This is a genomic window from Flavisolibacter nicotianae (genome assembly GCF_003628535.1).
Classification (GTDB): Bacteria; Bacteroidota; Bacteroidia; order Chitinophagales; family Chitinophagaceae; genus Flavisolibacter; species Flavisolibacter nicotianae.
Map to the genome: position 1 here is coordinate 174,267 of NZ_RBCI01000006.1, position 25,558 is coordinate 199,824.

General features: G+C 48.5%; 24 protein-coding genes and 1 tRNA gene. 12 read left to right on the forward strand and 13 right to left on the reverse strand.

All coding sequences use genetic code 11. The features are described from left to right. Positions 1 to 18: 18 nt before the first annotated feature. Entirely contained in the window at positions 19 to 873 is an 855-nt protein-coding gene (locus D6024_RS17120) for a DUF6263 family protein (RefSeq protein ID WP_121355919.1), read from the reverse strand. Positions 874 to 993: 120 nt separating this feature from the next. On the opposite strand from D6024_RS17120, the gene D6024_RS17125 reads away from it, so the two are divergent. From D6024_RS17125 to coaD, 4 genes are all read left to right on the forward strand, one after another. After that, positions 994 to 1,479 (forward strand): thioredoxin family protein, encoded by a 486-nt coding sequence (locus tag D6024_RS17125; protein WP_121355920.1) that lies wholly within the window; start codon positions 994 to 996, stop codon positions 1,477 to 1,479. A gap of 9 nt (positions 1,480 to 1,488) precedes the next feature. After that, entirely contained in the window at positions 1,489 to 2,004 is a 516-nt protein-coding gene (locus D6024_RS17130) for a DUF4442 domain-containing protein (RefSeq protein WP_121355922.1), read from the forward strand. A 67-nt stretch (positions 2,005 to 2,071) separates the two neighbouring features. Further along, positions 2,072 to 2,998 (forward strand): aspartate carbamoyltransferase catalytic subunit, encoded by a 927-nt coding sequence (locus D6024_RS17135; RefSeq protein ID WP_121355924.1) that lies wholly within the window; start codon positions 2,072 to 2,074, stop codon positions 2,996 to 2,998. A 10-nt stretch (positions 2,999 to 3,008) separates the two neighbouring features. Continuing rightward, entirely contained in the window at positions 3,009 to 3,503 is a 495-nt protein-coding gene (gene coaD / locus D6024_RS17140; RefSeq protein ID WP_121355925.1) for a pantetheine-phosphate adenylyltransferase, read from the forward strand. Position 3,504: 1 nt separating this feature from the next. Here coaD and D6024_RS17145 read toward each other — a convergent pair whose 3' ends face one another. Then, positions 3,505 to 4,137: an NUDIX hydrolase gene (locus D6024_RS17145; RefSeq protein ID WP_121355927.1), complete on the reverse strand. Its 633-nt coding sequence runs from the start codon at positions 4,135 to 4,137 to the stop codon at positions 3,505 to 3,507. A 56-nt stretch (positions 4,138 to 4,193) separates the two neighbouring features. Here D6024_RS17145 and pyrE point away from each other — a divergent pair, with 56 nt between their 5' ends. Both pyrE and D6024_RS17155 read left to right on the forward strand, forming a co-directional pair. Beyond that, the gene (gene pyrE, locus D6024_RS17150; protein ID WP_121355929.1) at positions 4,194 to 4,829 is read left to right on the forward strand and encodes an orotate phosphoribosyltransferase; all 636 of its coding nucleotides are present in this window, start codon (positions 4,194 to 4,196) and stop codon (positions 4,827 to 4,829) included. A gap of 22 nt (positions 4,830 to 4,851) precedes the next feature. Next, entirely contained in the window at positions 4,852 to 5,250 is a 399-nt protein-coding gene (locus D6024_RS17155) for a heavy-metal-associated domain-containing protein (RefSeq protein ID WP_121355931.1), read from the forward strand. 45 nt (positions 5,251 to 5,295) lie between these two features. On the opposite strand, the gene D6024_RS17160 is transcribed toward D6024_RS17155, so the two are convergent. Next, positions 5,296 to 5,754, reverse strand: coding sequence for a hypothetical protein (locus tag D6024_RS17160; RefSeq protein ID WP_162944833.1), 459 nt, complete (start codon positions 5,752 to 5,754; stop codon positions 5,296 to 5,298). A gap of 825 nt (positions 5,755 to 6,579) precedes the next feature. Here D6024_RS17160 and D6024_RS17165 point away from each other — a divergent pair. Beyond that, the gene (locus D6024_RS17165; RefSeq protein ID WP_162944834.1) at positions 6,580 to 10,752 is read left to right on the forward strand and encodes a gliding motility-associated C-terminal domain-containing protein; all 4,173 of its coding nucleotides are present in this window, start codon (positions 6,580 to 6,582) and stop codon (positions 10,750 to 10,752) included. A gap of 2 nt (positions 10,753 to 10,754) precedes the next feature. Next, positions 10,755 to 11,774, forward strand: a complete 1,020-nt coding sequence (locus tag D6024_RS17170; protein WP_121355935.1) for a PorP/SprF family type IX secretion system membrane protein — start codon at positions 10,755 to 10,757, stop codon at positions 11,772 to 11,774. 60 nt (positions 11,775 to 11,834) lie between these two features. Here the strand turns inward: D6024_RS17170 and D6024_RS17175 are convergent, their stop codons facing one another. Together D6024_RS17175 and D6024_RS17180 are read right to left on the reverse strand one after the other, a co-directional pair. Then, positions 11,835 to 13,529: a M56 family metallopeptidase gene (locus tag D6024_RS17175; RefSeq protein ID WP_121355937.1), complete on the reverse strand. Its 1,695-nt coding sequence runs from the start codon at positions 13,527 to 13,529 to the stop codon at positions 11,835 to 11,837. A 2-nt stretch (positions 13,530 to 13,531) separates the two neighbouring features. Then, positions 13,532 to 13,918 carry a BlaI/MecI/CopY family transcriptional regulator gene (locus D6024_RS17180; protein ID WP_121355939.1) on the reverse strand — a complete coding sequence of 129 codons (387 nt, stop codon included), beginning with the start codon at positions 13,916 to 13,918 and terminating at the stop codon, positions 13,532 to 13,534. Between the two features lie 206 nt (positions 13,919 to 14,124). On the opposite strand from D6024_RS17180, the gene D6024_RS17185 reads away from it, so the two are divergent. Continuing rightward, the gene (locus D6024_RS17185; RefSeq protein ID WP_121356025.1) at positions 14,125 to 15,051 is read left to right on the forward strand and encodes a 1-phosphofructokinase family hexose kinase; all 927 of its coding nucleotides are present in this window, start codon (positions 14,125 to 14,127) and stop codon (positions 15,049 to 15,051) included. A gap of 40 nt (positions 15,052 to 15,091) precedes the next feature. Here the strand turns inward: D6024_RS17185 and msrA are convergent, their stop codons facing one another. After that, positions 15,092 to 15,670, reverse strand: coding sequence for a peptide-methionine (S)-S-oxide reductase MsrA (msrA, locus tag D6024_RS17190; protein WP_240410067.1), 579 nt, complete (start codon positions 15,668 to 15,670; stop codon positions 15,092 to 15,094). Positions 15,671 to 15,896: 226 nt separating this feature from the next. Here msrA and D6024_RS17195 point away from each other — a divergent pair, with 226 nt between their 5' ends. Next, positions 15,897 to 17,999 (forward strand): endonuclease MutS2, encoded by a 2,103-nt coding sequence (locus D6024_RS17195; protein WP_121355943.1) that lies wholly within the window; start codon positions 15,897 to 15,899, stop codon positions 17,997 to 17,999. On the opposite strand, the gene D6024_RS17200 is transcribed toward D6024_RS17195, so the two are convergent. Continuing rightward, the gene (locus tag D6024_RS17200) at positions 18,000 to 18,434 is read right to left on the reverse strand and encodes a CBS domain-containing protein (protein ID WP_121355944.1); all 435 of its coding nucleotides are present in this window, start codon (positions 18,432 to 18,434) and stop codon (positions 18,000 to 18,002) included. It abuts the gene before it with no gap. 80 nt (positions 18,435 to 18,514) lie between these two features. Here D6024_RS17200 and D6024_RS17205 point away from each other — a divergent pair. Beyond that, positions 18,515 to 18,602, forward strand: a tRNA-Ser gene (locus D6024_RS17205). A gap of 751 nt (positions 18,603 to 19,353) precedes the next feature. Here D6024_RS17205 and phoU read toward each other — a convergent pair. The 6 genes from phoU to D6024_RS17240 form a co-directional block, all read right to left on the reverse strand. Then, positions 19,354 to 20,025, reverse strand: coding sequence for a phosphate signaling complex protein PhoU (phoU, locus tag D6024_RS17215; protein WP_205573306.1), 672 nt, complete (start codon positions 20,023 to 20,025; stop codon positions 19,354 to 19,356). Between the two features lie 29 nt (positions 20,026 to 20,054). Further along, positions 20,055 to 20,813 (reverse strand): phosphate ABC transporter ATP-binding protein PstB, encoded by a 759-nt coding sequence (gene pstB / locus D6024_RS17220; protein WP_121355950.1) that lies wholly within the window; start codon positions 20,811 to 20,813, stop codon positions 20,055 to 20,057. Then, a complete protein-coding gene (gene pstA, locus D6024_RS17225; RefSeq protein WP_240410068.1) occupies positions 20,795 to 21,643 on the reverse strand; it encodes a phosphate ABC transporter permease PstA in 849 nt (282 codons plus the stop codon). The genes pstB and pstA overlap by 19 nt, the downstream gene beginning before the upstream one ends. A 2-nt stretch (positions 21,644 to 21,645) precedes the next feature. After that, the gene (gene pstC / locus D6024_RS17230) at positions 21,646 to 22,545 is read right to left on the reverse strand and encodes a phosphate ABC transporter permease subunit PstC (RefSeq protein WP_121355951.1); all 900 of its coding nucleotides are present in this window, start codon (positions 22,543 to 22,545) and stop codon (positions 21,646 to 21,648) included. A 65-nt stretch (positions 22,546 to 22,610) separates the two neighbouring features. Next, entirely contained in the window at positions 22,611 to 23,714 is a 1,104-nt protein-coding gene (gene pstS, locus D6024_RS17235) for a phosphate ABC transporter substrate-binding protein PstS (protein WP_121355953.1), read from the reverse strand. Between the two features lie 35 nt (positions 23,715 to 23,749). Beyond that, positions 23,750 to 24,946 (reverse strand): hypothetical protein, encoded by a 1,197-nt coding sequence (locus tag D6024_RS17240; RefSeq protein WP_121355955.1) that lies wholly within the window; start codon positions 24,944 to 24,946, stop codon positions 23,750 to 23,752. On the opposite strand from D6024_RS17240, the gene D6024_RS17245 reads away from it, so the two are divergent. Further along, on the forward strand, positions 24,945 to 25,229 hold the full coding sequence (locus tag D6024_RS17245; protein ID WP_121355957.1) for a hypothetical protein: 285 nt from the start codon (positions 24,945 to 24,947) through the stop codon (positions 25,227 to 25,229). The two genes, D6024_RS17240 and D6024_RS17245, sit on opposite strands and share 2 nt — an antisense overlap. The last annotated feature ends 329 nt before the right edge of the window (positions 25,230 to 25,558 follow it).

The following is a 25,558-nucleotide window of genomic DNA, read 5'->3' on the forward strand; positions in this document are numbered from 1 at the left end:
ATGTCAATTTGCTCTTTCCTAGGAAGGCTTCACGTTGGTTACCATTGTTGTTTTGATGGTCGATGTTATTTCCCTGCCACCCATGTTCATGGTCGTCTCTGTTGTGTTGGTGGTTGTTTTTTGCTTGATGATGCCTGTTGCCTTGTCAAGGACGATGCTGCCGGTAGACCGGTTGGCTGCATTTACGTTGACATTCATGCCCATGGCCTCTCTTGCCGTAACGGTTGTGCCTGCGCCGGAAAAGTCCAGCACAATTTCTTTGTCGCTAATGTCTTTCACTTTGTAAACTGTCACGTTCTTGGTTCCTTCTGCCTGGAGGCTGTCGGTCCAGGTATCGCCGATGCCGACTTCACGGTTGGGCAGAACCTGGAAAAAGGAGGGGGCACCCGGTTGCGGAACGGCCGATGCGAAATCCATTCCCGGTAGCATCATTCCCATCATGCCGGCACCATCACCTTCGGCTTTTGTTTTCGTATCATTTTTTTTCACCGAAAGAATTTTTCCCGATGCATCAATGGTAAACTCCGGTTTCTGACTCATGATCTCTTTAACCGGCTGGCTGAACGGGCTGCTCAGGTCCTTGGGATTATCGGAGTCGAGTTTAATTTCCTGCGAGCCAAAGTTGAAGTTCATTTTTACCTGCTTGGGTACTTTCAGCAGGGTGGTGGTTTGCGCCGTGGCATTGTTGACCGAATAAAGGTCTGCGATCGTGATGGTACCAGTTGTCGGGCCCATCATCGACTCGGCCGACAGGTTGATATTGGTTACCACTTCCAGTTGCTGTCCCTTTGTAAACGTCAGCTTGTTGAACGCTTTTTGTGCGAAGCCTGGCAGGGTCGAAACCACGGCAAAAGCCAGTACGATTTTTTTCATCCGGTGTAATTTGATGGCCAAAGATGCTGAAAAAACAATTGCCTCTGCTCCGGAAGACGTTCTCCGCCGTTTTAAAATAATGTTAGAAGATCAGGCCTTAGCTTGCAGGAAATTCCTTTTATGAAAGCCTTTTTTGTTCTGGGCCTTTTTCTTTCGCTGAAAAGTTTTGCCGGTGATACGACCGGTCATCTCTATCATCCATATGATAATGCCGAGAAAGACATCGCTGCGGCTGTCGTAAAAGCCAGGGCGGAGAAAAAGCATGTGCTGTTGCAAATTGGTGGAAACTGGTGCGTTTGGTGTTACAAGTTCAATGCATTTGTGCAAACCGACTCGGCGCTCAAGAAGATCCTCACGGCCAATTATGTTCTCTACCACCTGAATTACAGCAAGGAAAACAAGAACCCGGCTATTATGAAAAAACTCGGTCACCCCGAGCGGTTTGGCTTTCCTGTCCTGGTGGTTTTGGATGCCAACGGCAAACAGCTTCATACCCAGGACTCCAGCCTGCTCGAGCAGGGAAACGGCTACAGTGAGGACAAGGTGAAAGCTTTTTTGCAAAACTGGACGCCGTTCGCACTGGACGAATCAACTTACAAAGACTAATTTTCCGAAATGGAAAAGAGCAATCAGCCGGCAGCCGATGAAACCAGGGCTGCCTTTTTTTTGTTTGCCAATCACCCGCTGCAAATGAAATTTTACCTGCTGAAAAATTTACCGGTAGCCTTGTTTAGTGGTGTTCGTGTCGTTCGTGCAACGGAGGCGGCCTGCACCGTTTCCGTTCCTTACAAGCATTTTACCCGCAACCCGTTCCGCTCTACTTATTTTGCCTGCCTTTCCATGGCGGCCGAAATGAGCACGGGACTACTGGCCATGGCAAATGTCTATGGTCGTAAGTCCCGCGTTAGCATGCTGATCACCGGCATGGAAGCCCGTTTTCATAAAAAGGCGACAACCCATACGTTTTTTACATGTTCGGATGGACCATTGATCCGGGAAGCAGTTGCCATCGCTGCCGCAACCGGGAAGGTGCAGGAGGTCAAAGCGTACAGCATCGGGAAAAACAGTGGTGGCGAGGTAATGGCCGAATTCTGGTTTACCTGGTCGTTCAAAGCAAGAGCAGCGGGATAATCATCAGCTGCTCTCTGTACAGTCATTGCGCTGCAGAAAAAACAAACTGTCCTATATTTGAACTTTAATGGCACTTTCTACCCGACATCTTCTTGGCATTAAAGACCTTGCTCCTTCCGATATTTCCCTTTTACTGGATACCGCAAAGCAGTTCAAGGAAGTTCTGAACCGTCCCGTTAAAAAAGTTCCTTCGTTGCGAGACATTACCATCGTCAATCTTTTCTACGAGAACTCCACCCGAACCCGTATTTCATTTGAGCTGGCGCAAAAACGCCTTTCGGCTGATGTCATCAATTTCAGTGCGTCGGGTTCGTCGGTCTCGAAAGGAGAGACGCTATTGGACACGGTGAACAACATCCTCTCGATGAAGGTCGACATGGTCGTGATGCGTCACAGTGCATCAGGAGCACCGCATTTCCTGGCCAAACACATTCCCGCAGCGATTATCAATGCAGGCGATGGAATCAATGAGCATCCAACGCAAGCCCTGCTCGATGCCTATTCAATGCAGGAAGTGTTTGGGGGGCTCAAGGGTCTTCGTGTCGCCATTATCGGCGATATCATGCACAGCCGTGTGGCGCAAAGCAATATTTACCTCCTGTCCAAAATGGGGGCAGAAATCGTTGTTTGCGGGCCGCCTACGCTAATCCCCAAATACATGGAAGCGGCGTTCCCGGTTCGTGTGGAATACAACATCGACAAGGCCCTGCAATGGTGCGATGTGGCCAACGTGCTCAGGATCCAGCTGGAGCGGCAAAACCAGGTGCTGTTTTCCTCTTTGCGTGAATACAGCCTCGTTTACGGCATTAACCGCGAACGGCTCGACCGGTTGAACCGCCGGATCACCATCATGCACCCGGGACCTATTAATCGCGGCGTTGAACTGGACAGCGATGTGGCAGACGGGGACCAGTCCATTATTTTACAACAAGTGGAAAACGGCGTGGCTGTTCGCATGGCAGCGCTCTACCTGCTTTCCAATCCATCATCTTAATTTCCATCGTATGCGTATCGGTCTTTTTCCCGGAACGTTCGACCCTGTCACTTTTGGCCACATCGATATTATCGACCGGGCACTTTCGCTTTTCGACAAGTTGTATATCGGTATCGGCGTGAATGCCAACAAGCAACCCATGTTTCCCGCGGAAGTGCGGGTGCAATGGCTGAATGAAATCTTTCGAAACGAATCCAAGGTGGAAGCCGTCATTTACGAAGGGCTGACAGTGGAATGTTGTCGCAAGGTGGGGGCAAACTATATCCTGCGCGGCATTCGGTATGTCAATGATTTTGAATATGAGAAGGCCATTGCGGATATGAACAGGAGCCTGGACGAAAATGTAGAGACCGTATTTCTTACCTGCCTGCCAAAATACACATCGGTTGCGTCTACGCTTGTTCGCGATGTCATCCGCAACGGCGGTGATGTGTCACAATTTGTGCCTGATGTGGTGCTGAAGACCATCCGGCAGATGGAAGCCGCCCATTTGCTTTTTACCTGACTTATTTCTGGAGCAGGCGAATGCCTTCTTTCAATACCGCCGCCACTGAAGCGTAGGCGCCGTCAATATACCGGGGAACATCTGCCAGCGGAACCCATAGGCACTGGGCCACGTCTTCCGCTGTTTGCGGCGTTAATGGGGTCTTTTCGACTGCCTTCACTAAGTACCAATGCGACTCTTTCAGGTTGTTTTTCCCGTTTTGCCGGTAGGTGTGATACGTTGTTTGCAGGGGTTGTTCGATCGCCAGGCCATACGCTCCCGTTTCTTCTTCTATTTCCCGGAGTGCGCAGGCTTCGAGGCTTTCCCCTTCGTCGAGTTTCCCCTTCGGCAGGTCCCAATGACCCAGCCGGTGGATGAGCAGGACGTCATTTTCGGCCGTATGAACCAGGCCGCCGGCGGCAATAATGACATTCAGCTGTTCTTTAAAAGCAGCAAGCAATGCATCCACATTGTTGTGTAGGAAAACGCCGGTGTAAAACTGCGGCTGTTCCAGTTCATGGAGCATGGTTTTGACGGCTGCCGCATTAAAATCATCAATAAAAATTGTTTCGGGCCGGTGAAGATACTCTTCCACCTCTTTGCTGATGTGATCGACGAGAAAGAGGGGCTTGTTATGAATGTAGATCCTTGCCATACAATTTTCCTTACAACGAATATACCTGCAAAACCCCTTTCCAATACCTTCGCAGCATGACAGATGCAATTGTGACCGCTGAGAAATTGTTACAGGCAGGATCCGTAAAGTTGAACCCCGAAGCCCCTTTCACCTGGGCCAGCGGGTGGAAAAGTCCCATCTATTGCGATAATCGAAAGCTGCTTTCCCTTCCCTTTGTTCGCGATTTTATTAAAAGCGAGTTGGCAAATAGCGTATTTGAAAAGTTTCAGGATGCTGATGTGATCGCCGGTGTGGCCACAGCAGGCATTCCCTGGGGCGCAATGGTCGCAGACCAGTTAAAACTGCCGTTTATTTACGTCCGGCCCAAACCAAAAGAGCATGGACTGGGCAACCAGATCGAAGGCGAAGTGCAGCCCGGTCAGAAGGTTGTAGTGATCGAAGACCTGATATCTACGGGCAAAAGCAGCCTGCAGGTGGTGGATGTTTTGCGGCAGAAACAAATTACTGTTTCCGGGATGGTCTCCATATTCACCTACCAGTTTGATCTTGCCAATGACGCATTTAAAAAGGCAGAGGTACCGTTTCATTCGTTGACGGACTATCCAACGCTATTAAAGCTGGCCCTGAATAAAGGCCTGGTTCAGCCAGAAGCAGAGGAAATTCTGTTAAAGTGGCGGTCGGACCCTGCAAACTGGAACGGTGTTCAGTAAATTCGTTAGAAATCGACCTTTTATGCAAAAACTATTTGTTTCGCTTTTGGCGCTTGGTCTTATGGCAGGTTCGGCCAATGCGCAAACCAAGGCCCTGGAGACGGCAAAAATCAGTACGCCATCTGTTCAATGCGACATGTGTAAAACCCGAATTGAACAATACCTGAAGCGAATTGACGGGGTGACATTTGTGAATGTTGGGGTCAGAAATAAGGTAACCACGGTAAAATACCTGACCGACCGTACCAACATCGAAATGATCAAAACCTCGATTGCCAATGCCGGATACGATGTCGCCAAGTCTTCCGATGATGTCGAAAAAAAGGGGGAAATAGAGATAGCGGCCAACCCGGATTCCTATAAGCTTTTACCCAAATGCTGCAAAAAGCCGGAGGACGGCGGCGGAATGCCGAAGCATTAAAAAAGCAAAACAGTTAAAAAATTGATCCCGCTTCGGCGGGATTTTTTATTTCAGTTTCACATCGCTCAGCCGGTGCCGGCCACTGTACTGAATGTCTTTTGAAATAAAAATTCCGGCCTTTCCCAGCTTCGTACTCCCATCGGCCCGAATTAAGACCTCTCTGTTACCGATGTCTTTTAAGTCCATTTTCAGGAATGTAGTCAACGGTATACTGCCCGAAAGGGGGATCGTAAAATCCGCTTTTTGGCTCACAGCAACTGCCGTGTCCTGAGAAAACTTTCCCAAAAAAACCGAATCAACATAGACATCCGCGCCTGTCTCTTTGACAGTAACTGAAAAATTATTGGGGTTATAGAAGGTCATTCCCAACCCGATGCTTACCTGGTCAAACCCCAGTTTTTTCACCTGGAAATTTTCCAATTCCCGAAACTCCGGCTCCGCAATTTGATTGCAACTTAGGGCTAAGGCTGCCAGCAAACCCAATAAAAAGTGTCCTCTCTTCATAGCACCCAATTCTGCAAAAACTATACTCCAAAACAAATTAAAGAAATTAACTACTAAAAATATTAGCTTCTGCTAGCCAACTATCATAGTGAAAAACATCTATAAAATTTAGTAGGTAATAATAATAAAAACTATTGAAAATCATTCTATAATAATTCATAATTGTAATTATATATTATGAGCAAAATGGGCAAAATGGGCTATAATTTCGAATTGTAAACATTTGTTTTTGCAAACCAAAACAATTCACATAATAAAAAGGAATTGAACCCTTTATAAAGGTTAAAGCAACAATTGTTTTAAGTCAGATAAATAGTGAGGAAATGTATTAATGGGATCGCTTTCTAGAAGGTTGGCGAAAACCCTGTTTTTGGCGTTTCTCCCCTTTTCCGAGGTAGAGGTTACCGGATTTTTTGAGGGCTTTAAAAGCGTGCGCAAAGGGATTTAATGACGGTCGCCGATTTGGAGAGATGCTGGCGATCTGTTGTGCCTGGTAAAATCTTCATTCGGTAGGTTATGCTAAATTGGCATTCCGCGCCTACGCCGGGGCTGCAGTTTTCTGAAATCTTTTATGGCGAATCCGCCAGGTAAGAAGTAATCGAATCTTTTTAGCATCTAATTATTTCGGTTAAATTGCGTGTATACTTCCTGACTATTTATAACTAACTGATGAGGAGATTGCCGACCCGACTCTGCATTTTGCCCTTCCTGTGTTTTTGGGCAGGACAACTTGCTGCCCAGGATTTTTCGAACAAGGGCAGAGACTTTTGGGTGGGGTATGGCTATCATGTTCGGATGAACAATGGCAACGGGGGGTCTCAGCAAATGGTTCTGTATTTTGCAACCGAAGCCGTGACCAATGTTACCGTGTCGATTCCGGGGCTCGGGTATAGCGCCACCTATTCCAATATCCCGGCTAATTCAATTTTTACAACTAACCCGCTGCCCAAAACCGGTGGCCAGGATGCCAGGTTAACGGCAGAAGGGATTTCTTCGAAAGGTGTCCATATCACAAGCGACAAACCCATTGTGGCCTATGCCCATGTTTTCGACGGCAACGTTTCTGGGGCCACCTTGCTGTTTCCAACCAATACACTCGGGAAGGAGTACTATTCGGTGAACTTCAACCAGGTTTCGAACGAGGCCCTTTCGAATTGCTGGATGTATGCGGTGGCCGTCGACACTGGTACAACGGTTGTACAAATCACTCCTTCGGGCAATACCCTGACCCATCCAGCCGGTACGCCATTTACCGTCTCTCTTTCGCAGGGGCAGATCATCAACCTGATGGGGCAGCTCGAAAACTCGAGCGGGCAGCCCTATTTGGGTGTAGATCTGACTGGCTCTACGATCAAATCGATCGGTGGTGGTTCGGGTGGCTGTAAACGGATCGCCGTTTTCAGCGGTAGCGGAAAAATCAGTATTACCTGCGACGGCACTTCGGCAAGTTCGGATAACTATATGGTGCAGGCCTTTCCCAAAACAGCCTGGGGAAAACGCTACCTGACCGCGCCAACCCGGAATTTTACCAACAATTTTTTTCGTATTTGTGTCACCGACCCGGCAACGGTGGTGAAAGTGAACGGAGCGGTGCTAACGGGGTTAAAGAATAATTTTTACTATGAGATCAAAACAAGTTCCCCGTCCCTGATCGAGGCCAGCCAGCCGGTTTTGGTTGCGCAGTACATTACCACCCAGGGGGCCTGCGGCAATGCACCTACCACCGGGGATCCGGAAGTGATTTATCTAAGTCCTGTCGAGCAAAATATTGACAAGGTGATTCTGAATTCGACATCCAACTACGCGATCACCCAGCATTTTGTCAACGTCGTGATCCGGTCGGTGGCTGTGCCATCGTTTCGCCTGGATGGAAGCACGGTCAACGGATTTTCCACGCATCCCCAGGATCCGTCGTATTCGTATGCGCAGCTTACTGTGGGAGCGGGCAAACACACCCTTCAGGCGGATTCGGGTTTTAATGCCATCGCATATGGTTATGGAGAATTTGAGTCATATGGCTACAATGCCGGAACGAACGTGAAAGACCTCTACCAGTTTGTTTCCGTGCACAACCAATACGCAACCGTTGCTTTTCCCGCTGCCTGCAAAAATTCGCCCTTTTATTTTTCCATGACCTTTCCCTACCAGCCGATGCAGATAAAATGGATGTTTGGGCAAACCCTTAACGCTATGGGGATGGCCGACGTGACACTTGATTCTCCCAAATATGACTCAACCTGGGTGGTTAACGGTAAGCAGCTTTACCGCTATAAGCTTCCGGCGACGTATACCATTACCGCCGTGGGTACGTACCCCATTCGCATATTGGCCCAAAACGCCACCCAGGAAGGTTGCAGCGGTGAACAGGAAATGAATTATGACCTGCAGGTTTTTGAACGGCCGTCGGCCAGTTTTGCGGTTACGTCATCCGGCTGTCTCTCCGAGCCAGTTCAGTTTACCGACCAATCAAATTTGTCGGGTCGAAATGCTACGCAGTGGTTTTGGGATTTTGGCGACGGCAAGGCCTCTTTCGTTCACAACCCGGTACACCAATATTCCAGTGCAGGTGCTTACCCGGTCAAATTTGCCCTGGTCAGCGATGTGGGCTGTCTGTCCGACACGGCTACCAGGACCGTTGCGGTTTCCGAACCACCGGTTGCCAGGTTTGGTATATCGAAGCCATCTTGCGTCGGTAAGAGCCTGACATTTACCGATTCTTCCGTCACTGCTACATCGACTATCGCCAAGTGGACCTGGGATTTTGGCGACAATTCGACAAAGGTTATTGCCACATCGGGAGCACCGCAGTCGCACACGTTTGCCAATGCCGGAACGTACTCGGTGAGCCTGCAGGTGGAAAACGCAGGGGGATGCAAAAGCCTGGCGTATACAAAAGAGGTGACGGTTAGCACGAATCCCGTCGCGGGTTTTCATTTTGGCAACGCCTGTCTGCCATCGGGGGTTGTACAGTTTACCAATTCTTCCACAGTTGCTGACGGAACCCTAAATCAACTGACATATGCCTGGAACTTTGGCGACGGCGGGTCGGCTGTGACGAAGGATCCTTCATATGCGTATAAGACCGCCGGACCATTTACCACCTCTTTGGTCGTTACTTCTGTGGCCGGTTGCAAGGATAGCATTTCCCAAACAGTCAATACGATATACCAGCAACCGGCTGCAAACTTTTCGGCGCCATCGGAAATTTGCCTGGGTGCGACGGTGAATTTTACCGATCAAAGTACTGCGCCAGGTAGCTCGGTGGAAAGTTGGGAATGGGACTTTGGCGATGGAACGCCAATAGCAACACAGCAAAGTCCGTCGCACAATTTTGCAAAAGCTGGTACTTACACGGTTTCCCTGAAGGTCCGCTCGGCCATCGGTTGCCTGTCGGCCGCCGGTACCAAAACCATCGTGGTGAATCCGCTGCCGACGGCCGATTTTACCGTATCGTCTCCCTTGTGTGTGAACGGAACAATCTTGTTTACCAACCAGTCAAAAGCCAATGCTGGTTCTTTAACGAGGTCAGCCTGGGATTTTGGCGACGGGTCGCCCACGTCAGGATTGTTGTCGCCGTCACATCTATATAATAAGGAGGGACGCTATTCGGTATCACTGACCGTTGAAACCGACAAGGGATGTCAAAGTCCTGTCACGACAAGGACAATCGAGATCCATCCCTTACCGAAAGTAGGGTTTGTCGTGCCGGGTACCTGTATCAATGACATCCAAACCACCTTTATGGATAGCAGTTCCATTTCCGATGGTAGCGAAAAGCAGTTCCAGTGGTTGTGGAATTTTGGTGATGCCAATACAACTCCAACCAGCAATGTTTCGGCGTTTCAAAATGGCCAACATCGCTACACGGCGACAGGCGACTATTCTGTTTCGCTGAAAGTGACTTCGAAGGACGGGTGTTCTGCTTCGCTGACACAGGTGTTTACCGTCAACGGAGCTGAACCGGTTGCGTTATTCTCTTTGCAGAAGGGAGGGCAGCAGTGCAGCAACGACCCATTGGTTCTTGTCAACAACTCTTTTGTTTCACCCGGCAAACTGGTGAAGCTTGAAATATACTGGGATTACAACACGGACCCGACCAATAAACTGACGGCCGATAAACCGGTACAGGGGCAGTTGTTTCAGCATGTTTACCCGGTATTTTATTCACCAGCAACCAAATCGTACCGGCTGAAATATGTTGTTTATTCCGGTGTCAGTTGCGTTTCGGAGAAAGACACGACGATCACGTTGCTTGCGGTTCCTGATCTTGTTTTTGATCCGCTAGCTCCCGTTTGTGCCAACCTGCCAGCTTTCCAGTTGCAGGCTGGCGTCAACAATGGCACAGCAGGAACCGGGGTTTATTCGGGAAAGGGTGTTTCACCGGTGGGAATATTTAACCCGGCCGCGGCAGGAGCGGGGGATCATGAAATTCGTTACACTTACACGGCAGCGAACGGGTGCAAGGATCAAAAATCCCAGGTCATCACTGTTTTGCCGGTTCCAACCGTTTCGGCGGGCCCGGACAAAGTGGTATTGGAAGGTGGTTCGGTTGTTTTGAACGGAAGTGGTGGAAGCAATGTGGTCCGGTACAACTGGTCGCCGGCTGCTGGGTTGAGCGATCCGTTCGTTTCACAACCTGTTGCTTCCCCGGCGGCAGATGTTACCTATATTTTGACGGTTACATCCGCGGACGGGTGCAAGGCAACCGACGACGTGCTGGTAAAGGTGCTGAAAACACCTGTTGTGCCCAATGCGTTTTCACCGAATGGTGATGGCGTGCACGACCGGTGGGAAATTCCTTATCTGGACAGTTACCCGGGAGCGACGGTTGAAATTTTCAACCGTTACGGTCAAAAAGTTTTCGAATCGAAGGGGTATACCAGGCCCTGGGATGGCACGCTGAATGGAAAGGCGCTGCCCATCGGTACTTATTATTATCTGATCGATCCCAAAAACGGCCGCAAGCCATTATCGGGATTTGTTGACATTATACGTTAGCGATGAAAAAGCTCTCGTCCCTGTCGTTTGTTTTTTTTCTTTGCCTGGCCGCCGCGGCCCAGCAACGTCCGCATTATACGCAGTACATGTTAAACAATTATGTCCTGAACCCGGCCATCAGCGGGATTGAGAATTATACGGACGTGAAACTTAGTGCAAGGGACCAGTGGGTTGGTCTGAACGGTGCGCCGCAAACATTTTACCTCACTGTTCATGCACCGATCGGCAAAACCGATTACAAAACCACGGCAACTTCTTACGAAGTTCCCGGCGAAAACCCAAGAGGCAAAGCGTACTGGGAATCCTATACGGCTTCCGCGCCGCACCACGGTGTAGGGCTTTCCCTCATCAGCGACAAGACAGGAAATTTCACCCGTACAACCGCCGCCATTTCTTATGCATACCATATTGGCCTCAGTCCACGAACCAACCTTGCACTCGGCGTGGCACCGGGCCTTTCCAGGATTTCACGGAACCTTTCCGCCACCGATTTTGGTGGGGGGGTGACCGTGGATCCGGCGCAAGCCAATTCGGGTGTGATAGCACGATTGCGACCCGATCTTAGCGCTGGTCTCTGGCTTTACTCGGCAGATTACTTTGTAGGGCTGGCTGCCCAGCAAATCATCCCGCAAAAGGTTTCATTTGTCGATGATGCAGCATACAACCAGGGAAGGCTAATACCGCACTTGTTTTTAACGGCGGGCTACCGGTTTTTGCTGAACGAGGATATGAACGCTTTGCCATCGTTCCTTCTGAAATATGTATCACCCAACAACCCGCAAGTGGATGTCAACCTGAAATTGCAGTATCACGACCTGTTTTGGATGGGGGCAAGTGTACGAATAAATGAAGGCTACCAGGGCATGTTGGGTATCAATGTAGCCAATGCTTTCAATGTCGGTTACGCCTACGATTTTACCCAAACAAAACTGAATACGACCAGCCGGGGAACGCACGAAATCCTGATTGGTTTCCTGCTCGGCAACCGCTATGCGGATACCTGTCCCAGGAGCGTCTGGTAAGTTTCCCAAAACGAAACGAGCCTGCATTGCAGGCTCGTTGACATATTTTAAAGGGAAACGTTACAACCGTATTACTTTCTTTGGCTTGCAGGCTGCCTTCAGCGAGTCAAGATTTTCCTGAAGGGTTTTTTGCGCCAATCTCAGCTCTTTGATCGAAGCATCGGGCATGGGGTTCGCTGCGCAACGGGCTTTTGTTTTCAGGCTGCTTTCCATTTTTTGCAGTTCTGCCAGTGCCTGTGTATAAACATTTTGTACGCTATCCATCTGAACCTGCACCATAGCTTTGTCAACTTCCTGCTGAATGGCATCCCAGTTCATCTTGTCGTAATTGGCTTTCATGTTTTGTTCGATAGATGCCCAACCCACCTTATCGAGTTCGCGAAGGTATTCCTGCCGGGCAATGGCTTTTTCCCTGGTGCTCATGGCATCGCCGATAGACGATTCAATTTCTTTCCACTGTAGGGTTCTGGCAACTTTTTTCGTTGCATCTATGGTGGTCTTTACTTTTTGCTTTTCTTCCCTGGTAAGGCTGCCATCGACTTCATCAAAATCGACCGGTACAACCTGGCTGGCAGCCGGAGTGGTTGGCTCTGCTAGTTCCGGCTGAACCTGGAAATCGGTTATTTCAATTTTTACCTGCCCTGTAGCAGGATTGCTGCGTGTAGTCGCCTTTGCAGTAAAGGCTCCTGTTTCAAGAACAGGAACAAACTTTTCTTCCACCGATTTGTTCCGGTTGTTTAACTGCCACGGACTCAACACTGCATTATCCGCCATAACCATGGATTCTCCACTTTTGGCGTCTTTGATGATCAATACTGAATTGAAAAGCAGAACGCAGAACATTGCCAGGAACAAGGGAATGACCTGGACCAGTTTGAAAGATTTTTTCTTTTCCATTCCAACAATTTTTTCGATGCGAGTCAGCAAATTTTGCTTTCCGGCGGCAGCAAGGGCCAGCGAGTGGTGACGGCCGGAGTTTTTTTCAAGGTGCAGAAGGGCAGAGGCGTAGCTGACTTTATCGTATCCAAATTGCAAGACCACTTCATCGCAGCAAGCTTCGCGTTCGGCCTCGATCGTGTTCATGAAATACTTTACAAACGGGTTAAAGTAAAGAAGGGTGTAAATGATCGAAACAATCAAATTCAAAAGATAGTCGTAACGGCGGATGTGCGAAAGTTCGTGCAGCAGGATGGCTTCCACCTGCGCTGTTGTCAGTTGGTTCATGGCAGCAACCGGCAAGAGAATAATGGGCTTGATATAACCCACAGTCACAGGCGAATTGACCAGGGAGGAAACAACCACTTTTACTTTCTTGGTAATTCCCAGCAGGAAAGCGACTTTCTGAACAAAAAGCCGGTAGTCAAGTTGTGCTTTAGCCTGCCCCTCGGTTTTGATCTTTTGCACAAAGCGCCAGTTTTTAAAAAGACGGGCAGCGGGGAAAACGAGTAAAAGCAGGTAGGTTACGGATGCCGCCAAAAGACAGATGTGCAAAAGCAGGTTGGAGTGCACGACTGTATTCTCGAAGAAAGCGTAGGAAGACGAGTGATTTTGGTAATAAAACAGGAATGTGCTGGCAAACCAGGTAAAACCGATCAGCATGGCGCCGACCGAAGCCTGGTATTTGCGGGCAGAAGATAGTTTTACGGTATGATTGACGCTGCAAAAGAGTGCCCAAAGCAGGGCCATTTGCCATAAGCTGTTAAGAGTTGCCCATCCAAGTGCCTGCATAAAATGGGACTGCATCCAAGCGGACATCGTTACTGTTTTTTGAGGTTCTCAATCAATTTTTGAATTTCCTCCAGCTCCTCGGCGGATACCTTTTGGTCCCCGCTCCCCAACGCCTGCAAGACTAATTGTGTTGATGATCCGCCAAACAGCGAATCGATCATTTTGGTCAGTAAATGCTTTTGTGTTTTTTCTTTGTTTACCGCTGCCTGGTACACATGGGTACGCATGCTTTCGTCCCGCTTTACCAGACCTTTTTCGTGCATGATCTGCATCAGCTTCAGCGTCGTGGTATAGCCTACTTCTTTTAATTGCGCCAACTCTTCATGTACGTCACGAACCGTAGCCGTACCATTCTTCCAAAGGATCTGGAGGATTTCCAGCTCGCTTTCCGTCGGTTTTACATATTTCGCTCCCATTGTAAAACAATTGTGAGGCTAATTTACGACCATTTTCGTATTAACAAAACCCTTTGACGATATTTGGTTTTAGTTAACGGTTTTTAACGATAAGCGGTTTGGATGCAGTAGTGAAGGTGAAATGGTATTGATTAGCGGTGTCCGAATTTTACATAACGGCGCTTTTTACCTGTGATTTTTCAGGCGAAAACAATATAGCTTTGAACATGGCCAAAATTGTTACACTGACATTCAATCCCTGCATTGATAAAAACACGACCATTCCTTCGCTGGCACCGGAAAAAAAACTGCGATGTTCTTCTCCGGTTTTCGAACCTGGTGGTGGCGGCATCAATGTCGCCCGGGTAATTAAATGCCTCGGCGGCGATTCGCTGGCCATCTTCCCATCGGGTGCGCACACCGGTAGCTTTCTTCAACAGCTCATGAAACGGGAAGGCCTGTCATTTATAGCTGTAGAAACGGCAGCCTATACCCGCGAAAACCTGATCGTTTTTGATGAGTCAACCCGACTGCAATACCGGTTTGGTATGCCGGGAAACAAGATCACCGACCAGGAGTGCCGGACCTTGCTGGATGCTGTGGAAAATGCCGAAGCAGATTATATTGTGGCAAGTGGCAGTTTGCTGCCCGGCATGCCGGTAGACATTGTGCGGAACGTGGCGCAAATCGCAAAAGCCAAGGGTGCAAAATTGGTGATGGATACGTCAGGCGAAGCCCTGCGGATGGCTTTGGATGTTGGCGTTTACCTGCTGAAGCCCAACCTCGGCGAATTGAGCTCGCTGGTTGGACAGGAGGAAGTTTCGCACGAAACGGTTGACCATCTTGCGAGAGAAATCATTGGCCGCGGTCAGTGCGAAATGGTTGTCGTGTCCTTGGGTGCCCAGGGCGCAAAGATGATCACAAAAGATGAAGTCTTTCATGTCATTGCTCCGCTGGTAATAGGGGTCAGTACACTCGGCGCCGGTGATAGTCTGGTTGCGGGGATGACCCTGGCGCTTTCACAAAAAAAGCCTCTGAAAGAAGTGCTCCAGTTTGGAGTTGCCTGCGGTACGGCCGCCACGCTTTCACAGGGCTCGGAATTGTGCAGGGCAGAAGATGTAAAAAGGCTGTTTAAGATCATTACGGGGAATTAATCCTAAACAGCCCTTTTCAATATAGTTACCAAACAAGCCGTCAGCTCTTTTTGATCTTGCCGGCAAAGACTTTTTGAAACTTTTCCAGTTTCGGCCGGATCACGATAGAGCAATAGGGGTTGGTGTTTTTGTTATTCTGGTAGTATTCCTGGTGGTAATCTTCGGCAACGTAAAACGCTGAAGCAGACGTAATCTCCGTAACGACCGGCTTGTCGAAAGCGCCGTTCTTGTTCAACTCAGCCTTGTAATAATCGGCTTTTTCTTTTTGTTCGGGTGAATGATAAAAAATGGCGCTGCGGTATTGGGTGCCAACATCTGCTCCCTGGCGGTTCAGACTAGTGGGGTCGTGCACTTCAAAGAATACCTTCAATAATTCATCATACGAAATTTTTGAGGGTTCATACACCACCTGTACGCATTCTGCATGGCCGGTTTCGCCTGTGCAAACTTCTTTGTAAGTCGGATTTTTTACAGTGCCGCCCATGTAACCCGAGGTTACCTTCACTACGCCATCCAGTTGTTCAAAAATGGCTTCGGTACACCAAAAGCATCCGGTTCCGAAAGTGGCTGTATCAGTTTGGTCGATTTTCTCCATAGCCGTATTCAATGACGTACTCATAACCTTGTAATTTTTTTCCGAATTGCACGCAAGCAATGTGCCGAGGCTAAAAATGGATATCACCAGTTTCGTGAGCATAGCGTGAGGTTGTCTTACAAATTTGGAGCGCAAACGATAAAATGAAAAGCCAACAAAAGGGATTTAACACAGCCTTTTGAAACTTTTTAAGAAAATGTGGATAAGTGTTTGCTGCTACCTTTGAAAAAATTTTTGAGCGAGGAAATTAATGAAAGTTTATCCTGATTCGGCATTAGTGCAATTGGAATTTGAAAAGATCAAAGAACTGCTGTACGAAAAATGCCGCACCGAGTATGCACGTTCCAAAGCCACCGATCTGCGTATTCACACCAAAAAAGAATTTATTGAGCGGGAGCTGAAACAGGCCCACGAATTCAGGCAACTGGTTCAAAACGCCATTTACTTCCCGAATGATTATGTGCTCAATTTGCAAAAGGAGTTGCAGCTTCTGACGATTGAAGGTGCCCTGTTGAGTGGTGAGCAACTCGTTGACCTGCGCAAACTGGCCCTGAGTATGGAGAAGATCTTCCGCTGGTTCGACCAGGAAAAGCGGGAAGCATATGCCGGTCTGGCCGAGGTAATCAGCGGCACGTATTATGAAAAAAAGATCAAGGCGGACATTGAAGAGGTGATTGACGAAACCGGCAATGTGAAAGACAATGCCTCGGAAGAACTGGCCTCCATCCGCATGAGCCTTTACCGCAAACGGAATGAATTGCGGCGGGCTTTTGACCGCATTGTGCAAAAGCTGAACAAACAGGGCTACCTCGCGGATATCGAAGAGAGTTTTTTGAATGGGCGCCGGGTGCTGGCCGTTTTCGCGGAACAAAAAAGAAGCGTTAAAGGAATCCTGCACGGCGAAAGCGACAGCCGGCGTACATCTTTTATCGAGCCGGAAGAAACTATTGACCTGAACAACGACATCCACGAACTGGAGCATTCCGAACGCAAAGAAGTGTACCGCATCCTGCGGGAACTCACCCGGCGCCTGCGGCAGTTTGCACCACTGCTGAGTGTTTATCATGCTGTGGTGGGCGAATACGATTTTATCCGGGCAAAAGCCGCTTTTGCCATAGACATCAATGGCGAGTACCCGGTGGTTGTCGACAAGGCACTGGTGCACCTGGTGAAAGCCTGTCATCCCCTCCTTTATTTGTATAATAAGCGATCGGGCAAGCCAACGATCCCGGTTGACCTGACCCTGGATGAGAAAGCAAGAATCCTCGTGATCAGCGGACCCAACGCAGGAGGAAAAACGGTAACCATGAAGACGGTTGGCCTGCTGCAAATGATGGTGCAGGCCGGGCTTTTGGTGCCTGTGAATCCTTCGTCGCAGTTCGGCATCTTCAAGCAATTGATGATTCACATTGGCGATACGCAAAGCCTGGAGTTTGAATTGAGCACGTATAGCAGTCACCTGCTTAGCATGAAGCATTTCATGGAAACGGCCAATGGAAAGACGCTTTTTTTCATCGACGAACTGGGTAGCGGCAGTGACCCGAATCTTGGTGGTGCGTTTGCCGAAGTGATCATGGAAGAACTGGCGCGGAAGCATGCGATCGGCATTGTAACCACGCACTACCTGAACCTGAAAGTCATGGCCAACAAAACGCCGGGCATCATTAACGGTGCCATGGCCTTTGACGAAAAGAACCTGTTGCCGCTTTATAAACTGACAGTGGGCAAGCCTGGAAGTTCGTACACATTTGCTATTGCCGAACGGATTGGGCTGGACAAACGATTGATCAGCAAAGCACGGACACTGGTCGATGAAAATCATTTCACACTCGACAAGCTGCTGAACAGGACCGAGCAGGATCTGCAAAAAGTACAGGAAAAAGAAAAGGAACTGCACCGGTTGATGAAAGAGAACGAGCGGTTAAAAAAAGAAATGGAGCATGTGCTGGACAAAGAACGGCACCGCCAGCAGGTAGAGATTTTGAAACAGCAAAACCGCATTACCGAAGATCGACTTGCTTATCTCAAAGACATGGAACGCAAGCTGCGCACCATGGTCATTGAATGGAAAAAGACCGAAGACAAAAACAAGGTTGTGAAAGAAATGGCCGCCTTGCTGTTTAAAAAGGACGAACAAAAAACGGCCAGCAAAAAGCAAAAGCAACTCGAAAGCAAATACGAAGAAATTGGCGGCGACATCCAAATCGGCGACAAGGTCAAAATGAAACGGAACCTCCAGGTGGGAGAGGTGCTGGAATTGCGTGGCAAAAAAGCCGTGGTGAAAATAGGCCTCCTGCCCATGCAGATCGACATGGCTGACCTCGTGAAAATAAAGGACAAAGCCGAGACCTGATCAGGCATTCGAATACAGGTAATCTTTCAGGTTGCTGATCGTTTCTTCCTGCGACAACATAATTTCTTTCACCACATCGTTGATGGAAATGATACCGGCCAGTTTGTCGTTCTCAAACACCGGCAAATAACGGATATGTTTGTCCGACATTAGTTGCATACAATGGTCGATGGTGTCAGTTGGATTTACAGATGGTAAATCAGTTGTCATGATATCGGCCACAGGTGTTTCACTGGAGGATTTGCCTTTGAGAATGACTTTCCGCGAGTAATCTCTTTCCGTCATCAGGCCAAGATATCTTTCTCCGTCTACCACCATCACGGAGCCGATGTTTTTGTCGGCCATCAGGTGCAAGGCATCAATGACAGTTGAACCGGGAGAAACAGAGATGGTGTTGTTGCCTTTCCTTTTTAAAATATCGAGGACTTTTTTCATATGCAAGATTTACAGTAGAAATTTACAATGATTCTTTGAATAATTTTTGTTCGTAAGAATCCGGCTTCTATATTTGCGCCGGAGAGATGGCAGAGCGGTCGAATGCGGCGGTCTTGAAAACCGTTGACTGTAACAGGTCCGGGGGTTCGAATCCCTCTCTCTCCGCCAGTAAGCATATCAAATGAAACCAGAAGCCCCGCTAAAACAACGTTTGCGGGGCTTCTGGTTTTTGGATCAAAACCTTCGTTGCAATCGAGTTTCGTGCCATTCGCCGGAAGAACTGCCTGCTTTACCTTCGAACGTTAGACACTTCTTTTTCAACCAGCTACCTGGCTGCAGGCGCCGGCGTTGACGGTTTGGTTCCGCTGATCGGCTGGCTGTGGAAAACTCACCGGCAGATATTTGCCGGGGGCGGGCTGCCTGTTTTCGAAAAAAAGCAAATGCATTAAGCAAGCCGTACCGGATTTCCCCGGATCTTTCGATACCGTTAAAGACGGTGTGGTTGCCGGCAATTGCATATTTCTTTTTATGCCAGTATTCTGCAACATGCGGCAAGAACAATTCGTGAGAGAAACGTCCTCCCACAAACTGCAAAGGACTTGTGCCGCACAAAAAACGCCGTCGATAGGGTGGGTTGCCAACTTCGATTCAACGTTGTCGGAGGAAATTGAGTGATTAAAATAAAAGGAATCCGGTTCCTGCTGACAAATCGGTTAGAAGTTCGTAAGCCCAATATTTCAGGTTCAGAAAATTTTCTGCAGCCGGCAAAAAATAGCGTCTCTACGTTTTGCCTTTAATTACGCAAACCTGCCATCGCAACGAAAATAAATCGATAAAAGGGGAAAGGACAATTTTGTTTTTTGCAACCGGGGAAATGATTGACGCCGGTTTTCGGCAACACATCCAGGGAAATCTCCACTTATTCTATCTCTTTCTTCTTTGCGTGTTTCAACACCTTTGCTTCGAGGTAAAAAATGATTTCTTCTGCTATGTTTTCCGCCTGGTCACCAACCCGCTCCAGCCGCCTGATGATGGATAACAAACTAAGCGCCTGTTCTACATTCTCCGGGTGTGTATTAATATAATCGGCAATCATTTTGTTTGCTTTTCGATTGATGTTGTCCAGCATTTCATCCCGGCGAAAAATGCTGCGGGCAATTGCCGAATCTTCGTTAACGAAAGCCGTGAGGATTTCCTGCACGATCAGTGTTGCCTCGTGGTACATTTCAATGACATGTGTCGTGTCTAAAAGGTCGCTTTCAAAAGGCTTTTCGGTATCGATGATCATCTTTGCAATTCCTTCGGCAATATCGCCGGTCCGTTCCAGGTTGGTGTTGATCTTGAGTACGGCGAGCAAAAACCGTAAGTCCACCGCTACCGGGCAGTAGAGTGCAAAAATGTCTTCGCAATCCCTGTCGATTTTCAGTTCCTCGGCATTGACCCTGCTTTCAATCATCACGATCTCGCGGGCCAGGTCCTTGTCGTTATTGAGCAGGGCAGACAAACCTTTTTCAAGTTGTGAATGCACCATCTTCCACATGCTGATGACTTCTTCTTTCAGCAGTTTGATTTCATGATCTAATTGTGACATTATTTGACTGTTTGATGGTTGGGAATGGCTTAACTGAATCGGCCTGTAATATAACTCTGTGTTCTGTTGTCTTTGGGGTTGGTGAACATCTCTTTTGTTTTGTCGTATTCCACCAGTTCACCAAGGTAAAAAAAAGCGGTTTTATCGCTCACCCTTGCCGCTTGCTGCATATTGTGCGTAACAAGGACCAGCGTATAATTCTTTTTGAGGTCAAACAGCAGTTCTTCCACGCTGGCCGTTGAAATGGGATCCAGGGCAGACGTGGGTTCGTCAAGCAGCAGCACTTCGGGCTCCATGGCAATGGCCCGGGCAATGCACAGCCGTTGTTGCTGTCCGCCGGAAAGGAAGGTGCCCTTTTTGTGGAGCGTATCTTTTACCTCGTTCCAAAGCGCCGCTTTGCGCAGCGATCCTTCTACAATGTTGTCCCGTTCCGCCCTTTGCAGCTTCATGCCGTTCAACTTGTAGCCGGCGATCACATTGTCGTAAATACTCAGGTTGGGAAAAGGGTTGGGACGCTGAAAGACCATCCCGATACGAAGCCGCACCAAAATGGGATTCATCTCGTAGATATTGTCTTTGTGCAGCTTCATCTCGCCTTCGGTTGTAGCACCCGGAATCAGTTCGTGCATCCGGTTGATGCACCGCAGGTAAGTCGTTTTGCCGCATCCCGACGGTCCCATCACCGCGATGATGTTGTTTTGCGGGATTTCAATGGAAACGTTCTTTACAACGTGGTTCGCACCAAAATAGGCATTGAAATTCTTGCTACTTATAATTGTACTTTCCATTTTCTTGTTATCAGCTTGGTGGTAATGTTTAACAGTAAGACCCAGATTAATAATATGAGCGAGGCTCCCCACGCCAAGTCATGCCACTCTTCATAGGGGCTGGTGGCATAGTTGAAAATGAGGAGGGGAAGACTTTGCATCGGCTTTAAAACATTGGTGGAGATATAGGGATTTCCAAAAGCCGTAAAAAGCAACGGTGCCGTTTCGCCGGCGATACGGGCAACGGAGAGCATAACCCCGGATAATATACCGCTGAAGCCACAGGGAACAACGACCCGCAGGATAACTTTGTGATAAGGCAGGCCCAAGGCCAGCCCGGCTTCTTTTAAGGAAGAAGGAAGCAGCTTTAACGTCTCCTCTGTCGACCGGATCACGATGGGCAACATCATGATGGCAAGCGCAACACTTCCCGATACCGCTGAAAAAGTGCCCAGTGGTTTTACCAGCCAGAAGTAAATCACAATACCCGTTACGATCGATGGCGTTCCCTGCAACACATCGACCGCCAAACGGCTGTAGGAAGCAAGCTTGCTGTCTTTGTTTTCGCTTAAATAAATGCCGCACAAGATCCCGATCGGTACTGCAATCAGGGCGGCAACCAGCACAATGAGCAAACTGCCTACCAGTGCATTGGCAATGCCGCCACCAGCTTCGCCTACCGGCTTGGGAATATTGGTGAAAAAATGCCAGCTGATTTTTGAGATGCCGGTTTTCAGCACGAAGAAAATAATGGCAATCAGCGGAACGGTGATCAAAAAAGCAAATAAAACAATGATCCACTCCACACTCTTGCTCTTGACCAGCCTGTATCTCAATTTGGGATTCATCATCGTTACTCGTTTGTAAATCGTTTAATAATCATTCTGCCTACCAGGTTAATAACCACGGTGACCAGAAAAAGTACCAGTCCCAATTCAATGAGTGCCGATAAATAAACCGTGCGGTCTGCTTCTGTAAATTCATTGGCAATGACACTGGCCATGGTATTGCTTGGCGAAAAAATGCTGGTGGGAAGAATATTGGTATTCCCGATAACCATCGTTACAGCCATGGTTTCACCCAGGGCCCTTCCCAGGGAAAGCAATAGCCCCGCAAAAAGCCCGGATTTTGTATAGGGCAGCGTTACATTTTTCAGCACTTCGTAGCGGGTGGCACCCAGTGAATAGGCACCTTCTTTCAGGCTGGAGGGTACAAGCCTTATCAGTTCCCGTCCAAGCGACGCGGCATAAGGGATGATCATGATCGCCAGAACAAGCGAAGCCGTTAAGATGCCGACACCATAAGGAGCCGCACCAACTTTCGTTTCGATAGCTCGTACCATCGGAACCAGCACAACCAGGGCCCAGAACCCATAAATAACCGAAGGCACGGCGGCCACCAGCTCCACGATATTTTTTAAAAAGCCGGAAAGCCATCCCTTCGGATTGTATTCACCGAGGTAAATGGCAATGGCGTAGGAAAAAGGGATTGAGATAAGCAGCGCCAGGAACGACGTGAGCAAGGTTCCCAACAGGAAGGGCAATGCACCGTAGATGTCACTGACAGGGTCCCAGGTTTTTCCACTGAGATAGTGTCCGCCCAGGGCTTTTATTGAAGGAAGCGATTGTACAAGCAGGGTTAGGAAAATGCCTGCTGCAATGACAATCATTACAAGTGCCATGATGACCAGCGTGCGTTTGAAGGCTGATTCTGCTCTTACCTTCTTTAGCGAAAATCCTTTAATGGGTTTCATTAGCCAAGATTAAAAAGCCACTACCCGCCTGGTTGCTGCGGGTAATGGGAAATGAGCGTTTAACCTTATTGCAGGATGGGTTTGCCATTGAATGTTGCCGACTTCAGGATGTTTTCTGCAACGGTAACCGCGGCAGGGGAGAGCGGCGCATAGTGCAATGGCTCACAAAATTTCTGTCCTTCGTGAATATTCCACCAAAGCAGTTTTGCCAGTTTTGTCGCCCTGTCTTGCGAGCGGCTGTTGTAGCCCTGCTCCTGGTAGATCAATGCCCAGGTAAAACCGCTGATGGGATAGCCCTCGGCGGCATCGGTATTGGTCAGCGATACTTTGGCGTCAGCAGGCAGTTGAATGTTGCCGGCCGCACTGGTAGAGGCTACAGTTGGCGTGATAAAATTGCCGCTCTTGTTTTGAATTTTGGCAAAGGCCATTTTGTTCTGAACCGCATAGGCAAGCTCAATATAGCCAATGGCTCCCGGTGTTTGTTTGATGAGACCTGCAACACCTTCGTTTCCTTTGCCACCCAGGCCGATGGGCCAGTTGATCGACGAGCCTTTACCCGGGCTGGTATTCCACTCGGGACTGACCTTTGAAAGATAAGTGGTAAAGATGTTGGTAGTACCACTGCCATCGGAGCGGTGCGCTACGACGATAGGTGTAGCGGGAAGTGAAACGCCGCTGTTTAACGACGCAATTTGCGGGTCGTTCCATGTCTTGATCTTACCGGAAAAAACGCCGGCCAGCACCTGGGGCGTCAGCTTCAACGTGTCTTTCACTTCCGGAAGATTGTAGCTCAATACAACGGCACCCGAACACATCGGGATGTGCAGGACAGGCACGCCCATTTTTTGGGTTTGTTCTTCATTGAGAGGCGCATCCGAATCACCGAAATCAACGGTTTTGTTCGTCAGTTGCAGAATGCCGCCACCTGAACCAATCGATTGGTAGTTGATCTTTAAGCCCGTTTCTTTGTTGTATTCTGAAAACTGTTTGGAAAACAAGGGGTAGACAAAGGTGCTGCCGGCGCCGAGCAATGTATTGGCATCTCCGGTCTTCTCGGCCATTTGTCCCGGCGTTGAATTATCTCCGCTGTTACATGCCATCAGTGAAAAGGCAAGTACAGAAAAGCAGCCATAAATCGTTCTCCTGACTGTTACATGTTTGCTGTTCATCTTTTTGGAATTTGTGGTATGAAGTAGTTCGTTTATTATCGGCCAAATACATAAAAAAATGTCACCCGGTAGGCCAGGTCATAATCGTGCTTTGCCGTGCCTGTCGCACTGGTTCGCTCGCTTTTATAGCCAGTGTACCACACGTTTGGCATCAGGTGCACATTTTTCATCGGCGTGAAATCCAACCCTGCAGTGAGAAACGTTTCTTTGTTATTGGGTTCGAAAGTGGATGTTAACCCTTTGTACGTTTCGTATTTGCCCTGTTCGTAATTCACATCCGGGTTGAACCAGTCTGCCCGTGCAAAAAAGTTCAGTTTGTCTTTTATCACGTTGCCTCTCACAAACGTCGACAGGCCTTGTGCATTTGCCGTCAGTGTATCGTTGAGCGGACCCTGTACGCCAACCACATCTTTTTGGCCGTGACTGATGAAGGCTTCTGCGCCCAGCGTAAAGGCCGGCGTTGTGTAAGCGGCAAAACCTTTCACGATATTTCTTTCGTGATGGAAGCCGGGAGACCAGTTCAGGCGATTGTAGTCGGCATAGAGGTCAAACACCAGTTTCTTGTCCAGAAATTTCGCATACACATCACCCGAAAACCATTTGTATTTGTCGTTTTCCGGACGTGCGCCATTGCCGTTGCTCACCATGAGGTTATAGCCGAAATTATCCGTGCCCGGATCGAATTTTCCCTGCAGTGCTACACCCAGGTCAAACGAAGGAATCCGGCGTACATCCAGCATGGTTCTTTCGATCGAGCGGTAGCCCCAGATCGGCTCAACCACCAGCGAAAATGTCGGCGTGGAAATCTGGCCAATGACCAGGTCTGTGCCTTTCCAGATATTCTTCCAGCGCAGATTGGCCAGTTTGATATAAAAAGAAAGTTTGTTATTGGAAAGCAGGTCTCCGCTCACGGCACCGGTACGGGTTACATTGTTGTCTTCGGCCGCCAATAACAACTCTGCCGAAAACTTTGGATGGATATCATAATTATATCCCAGGTAAATGCGACGGAACTGGAAGGCGTTACGCCCAGCTTCAATGTTCGAATACTGGTTGGCTCCGCCGCGGTTCAGCGCATCTGCATGCGCCTTGTAGTAATAATCACCGAAGGAATAGCCCCATAATTTGCCGGACGGCTTAAAACTGCTGTCGGCAGCCACCGGTGCTTGTTGGGCAACTGCTGCATAATTTACAAAGAGCATCAAGGCCCAGATTGTTAACTTAACTTTCATGACGTTCTCACGTTTTGTAGCGAATGCACAAAACAATGCGGTCTATATTACCAAATCATTAAGTCAATGTTTCCTTATGGTTACCTTGGAAAACAGAAATGGTAAACAGGAGCTTACCTCCTGCTTACCAACGTCTTTGCCTAAAATGCTGTTCAAACATTTAACAGAAATGATTCTCTTCTGGAAGGAAATTGTCGACATTGCGACGAGGACCAGCCTGCCGCATTTAAACGGTCATTTCAACAAGATACAATTCCCAACCGGTGACAGGCGAGCCTTTTGATAGCGGGGAGAAAGAGTTTACTGAGAGTTTACGATTTGGTAACATTTTATTCAAACAGGTAACCCTTCTTTGTGCATAACAATCAAGCGAAGATTGTTCTTAACTTTCAAACGCCTGCTGTTTCTACAGCAGGCTCTCTTTGTTCCTGAACAAAACAAGCGTCGTGCTTTCATCCTTTGCAGGCCCTTTTGCGCAGCAATGCAACCGCAGGGAAAGCCAGGCAACGAAAATAAACCCTGGAATCAGTGCCGATTTTGCTGTCAAACTCCGTTATGGCTTCGGGACGCTTGATCCCTTACGATCTTAAATCTATTCGCAATAGAGCGGCG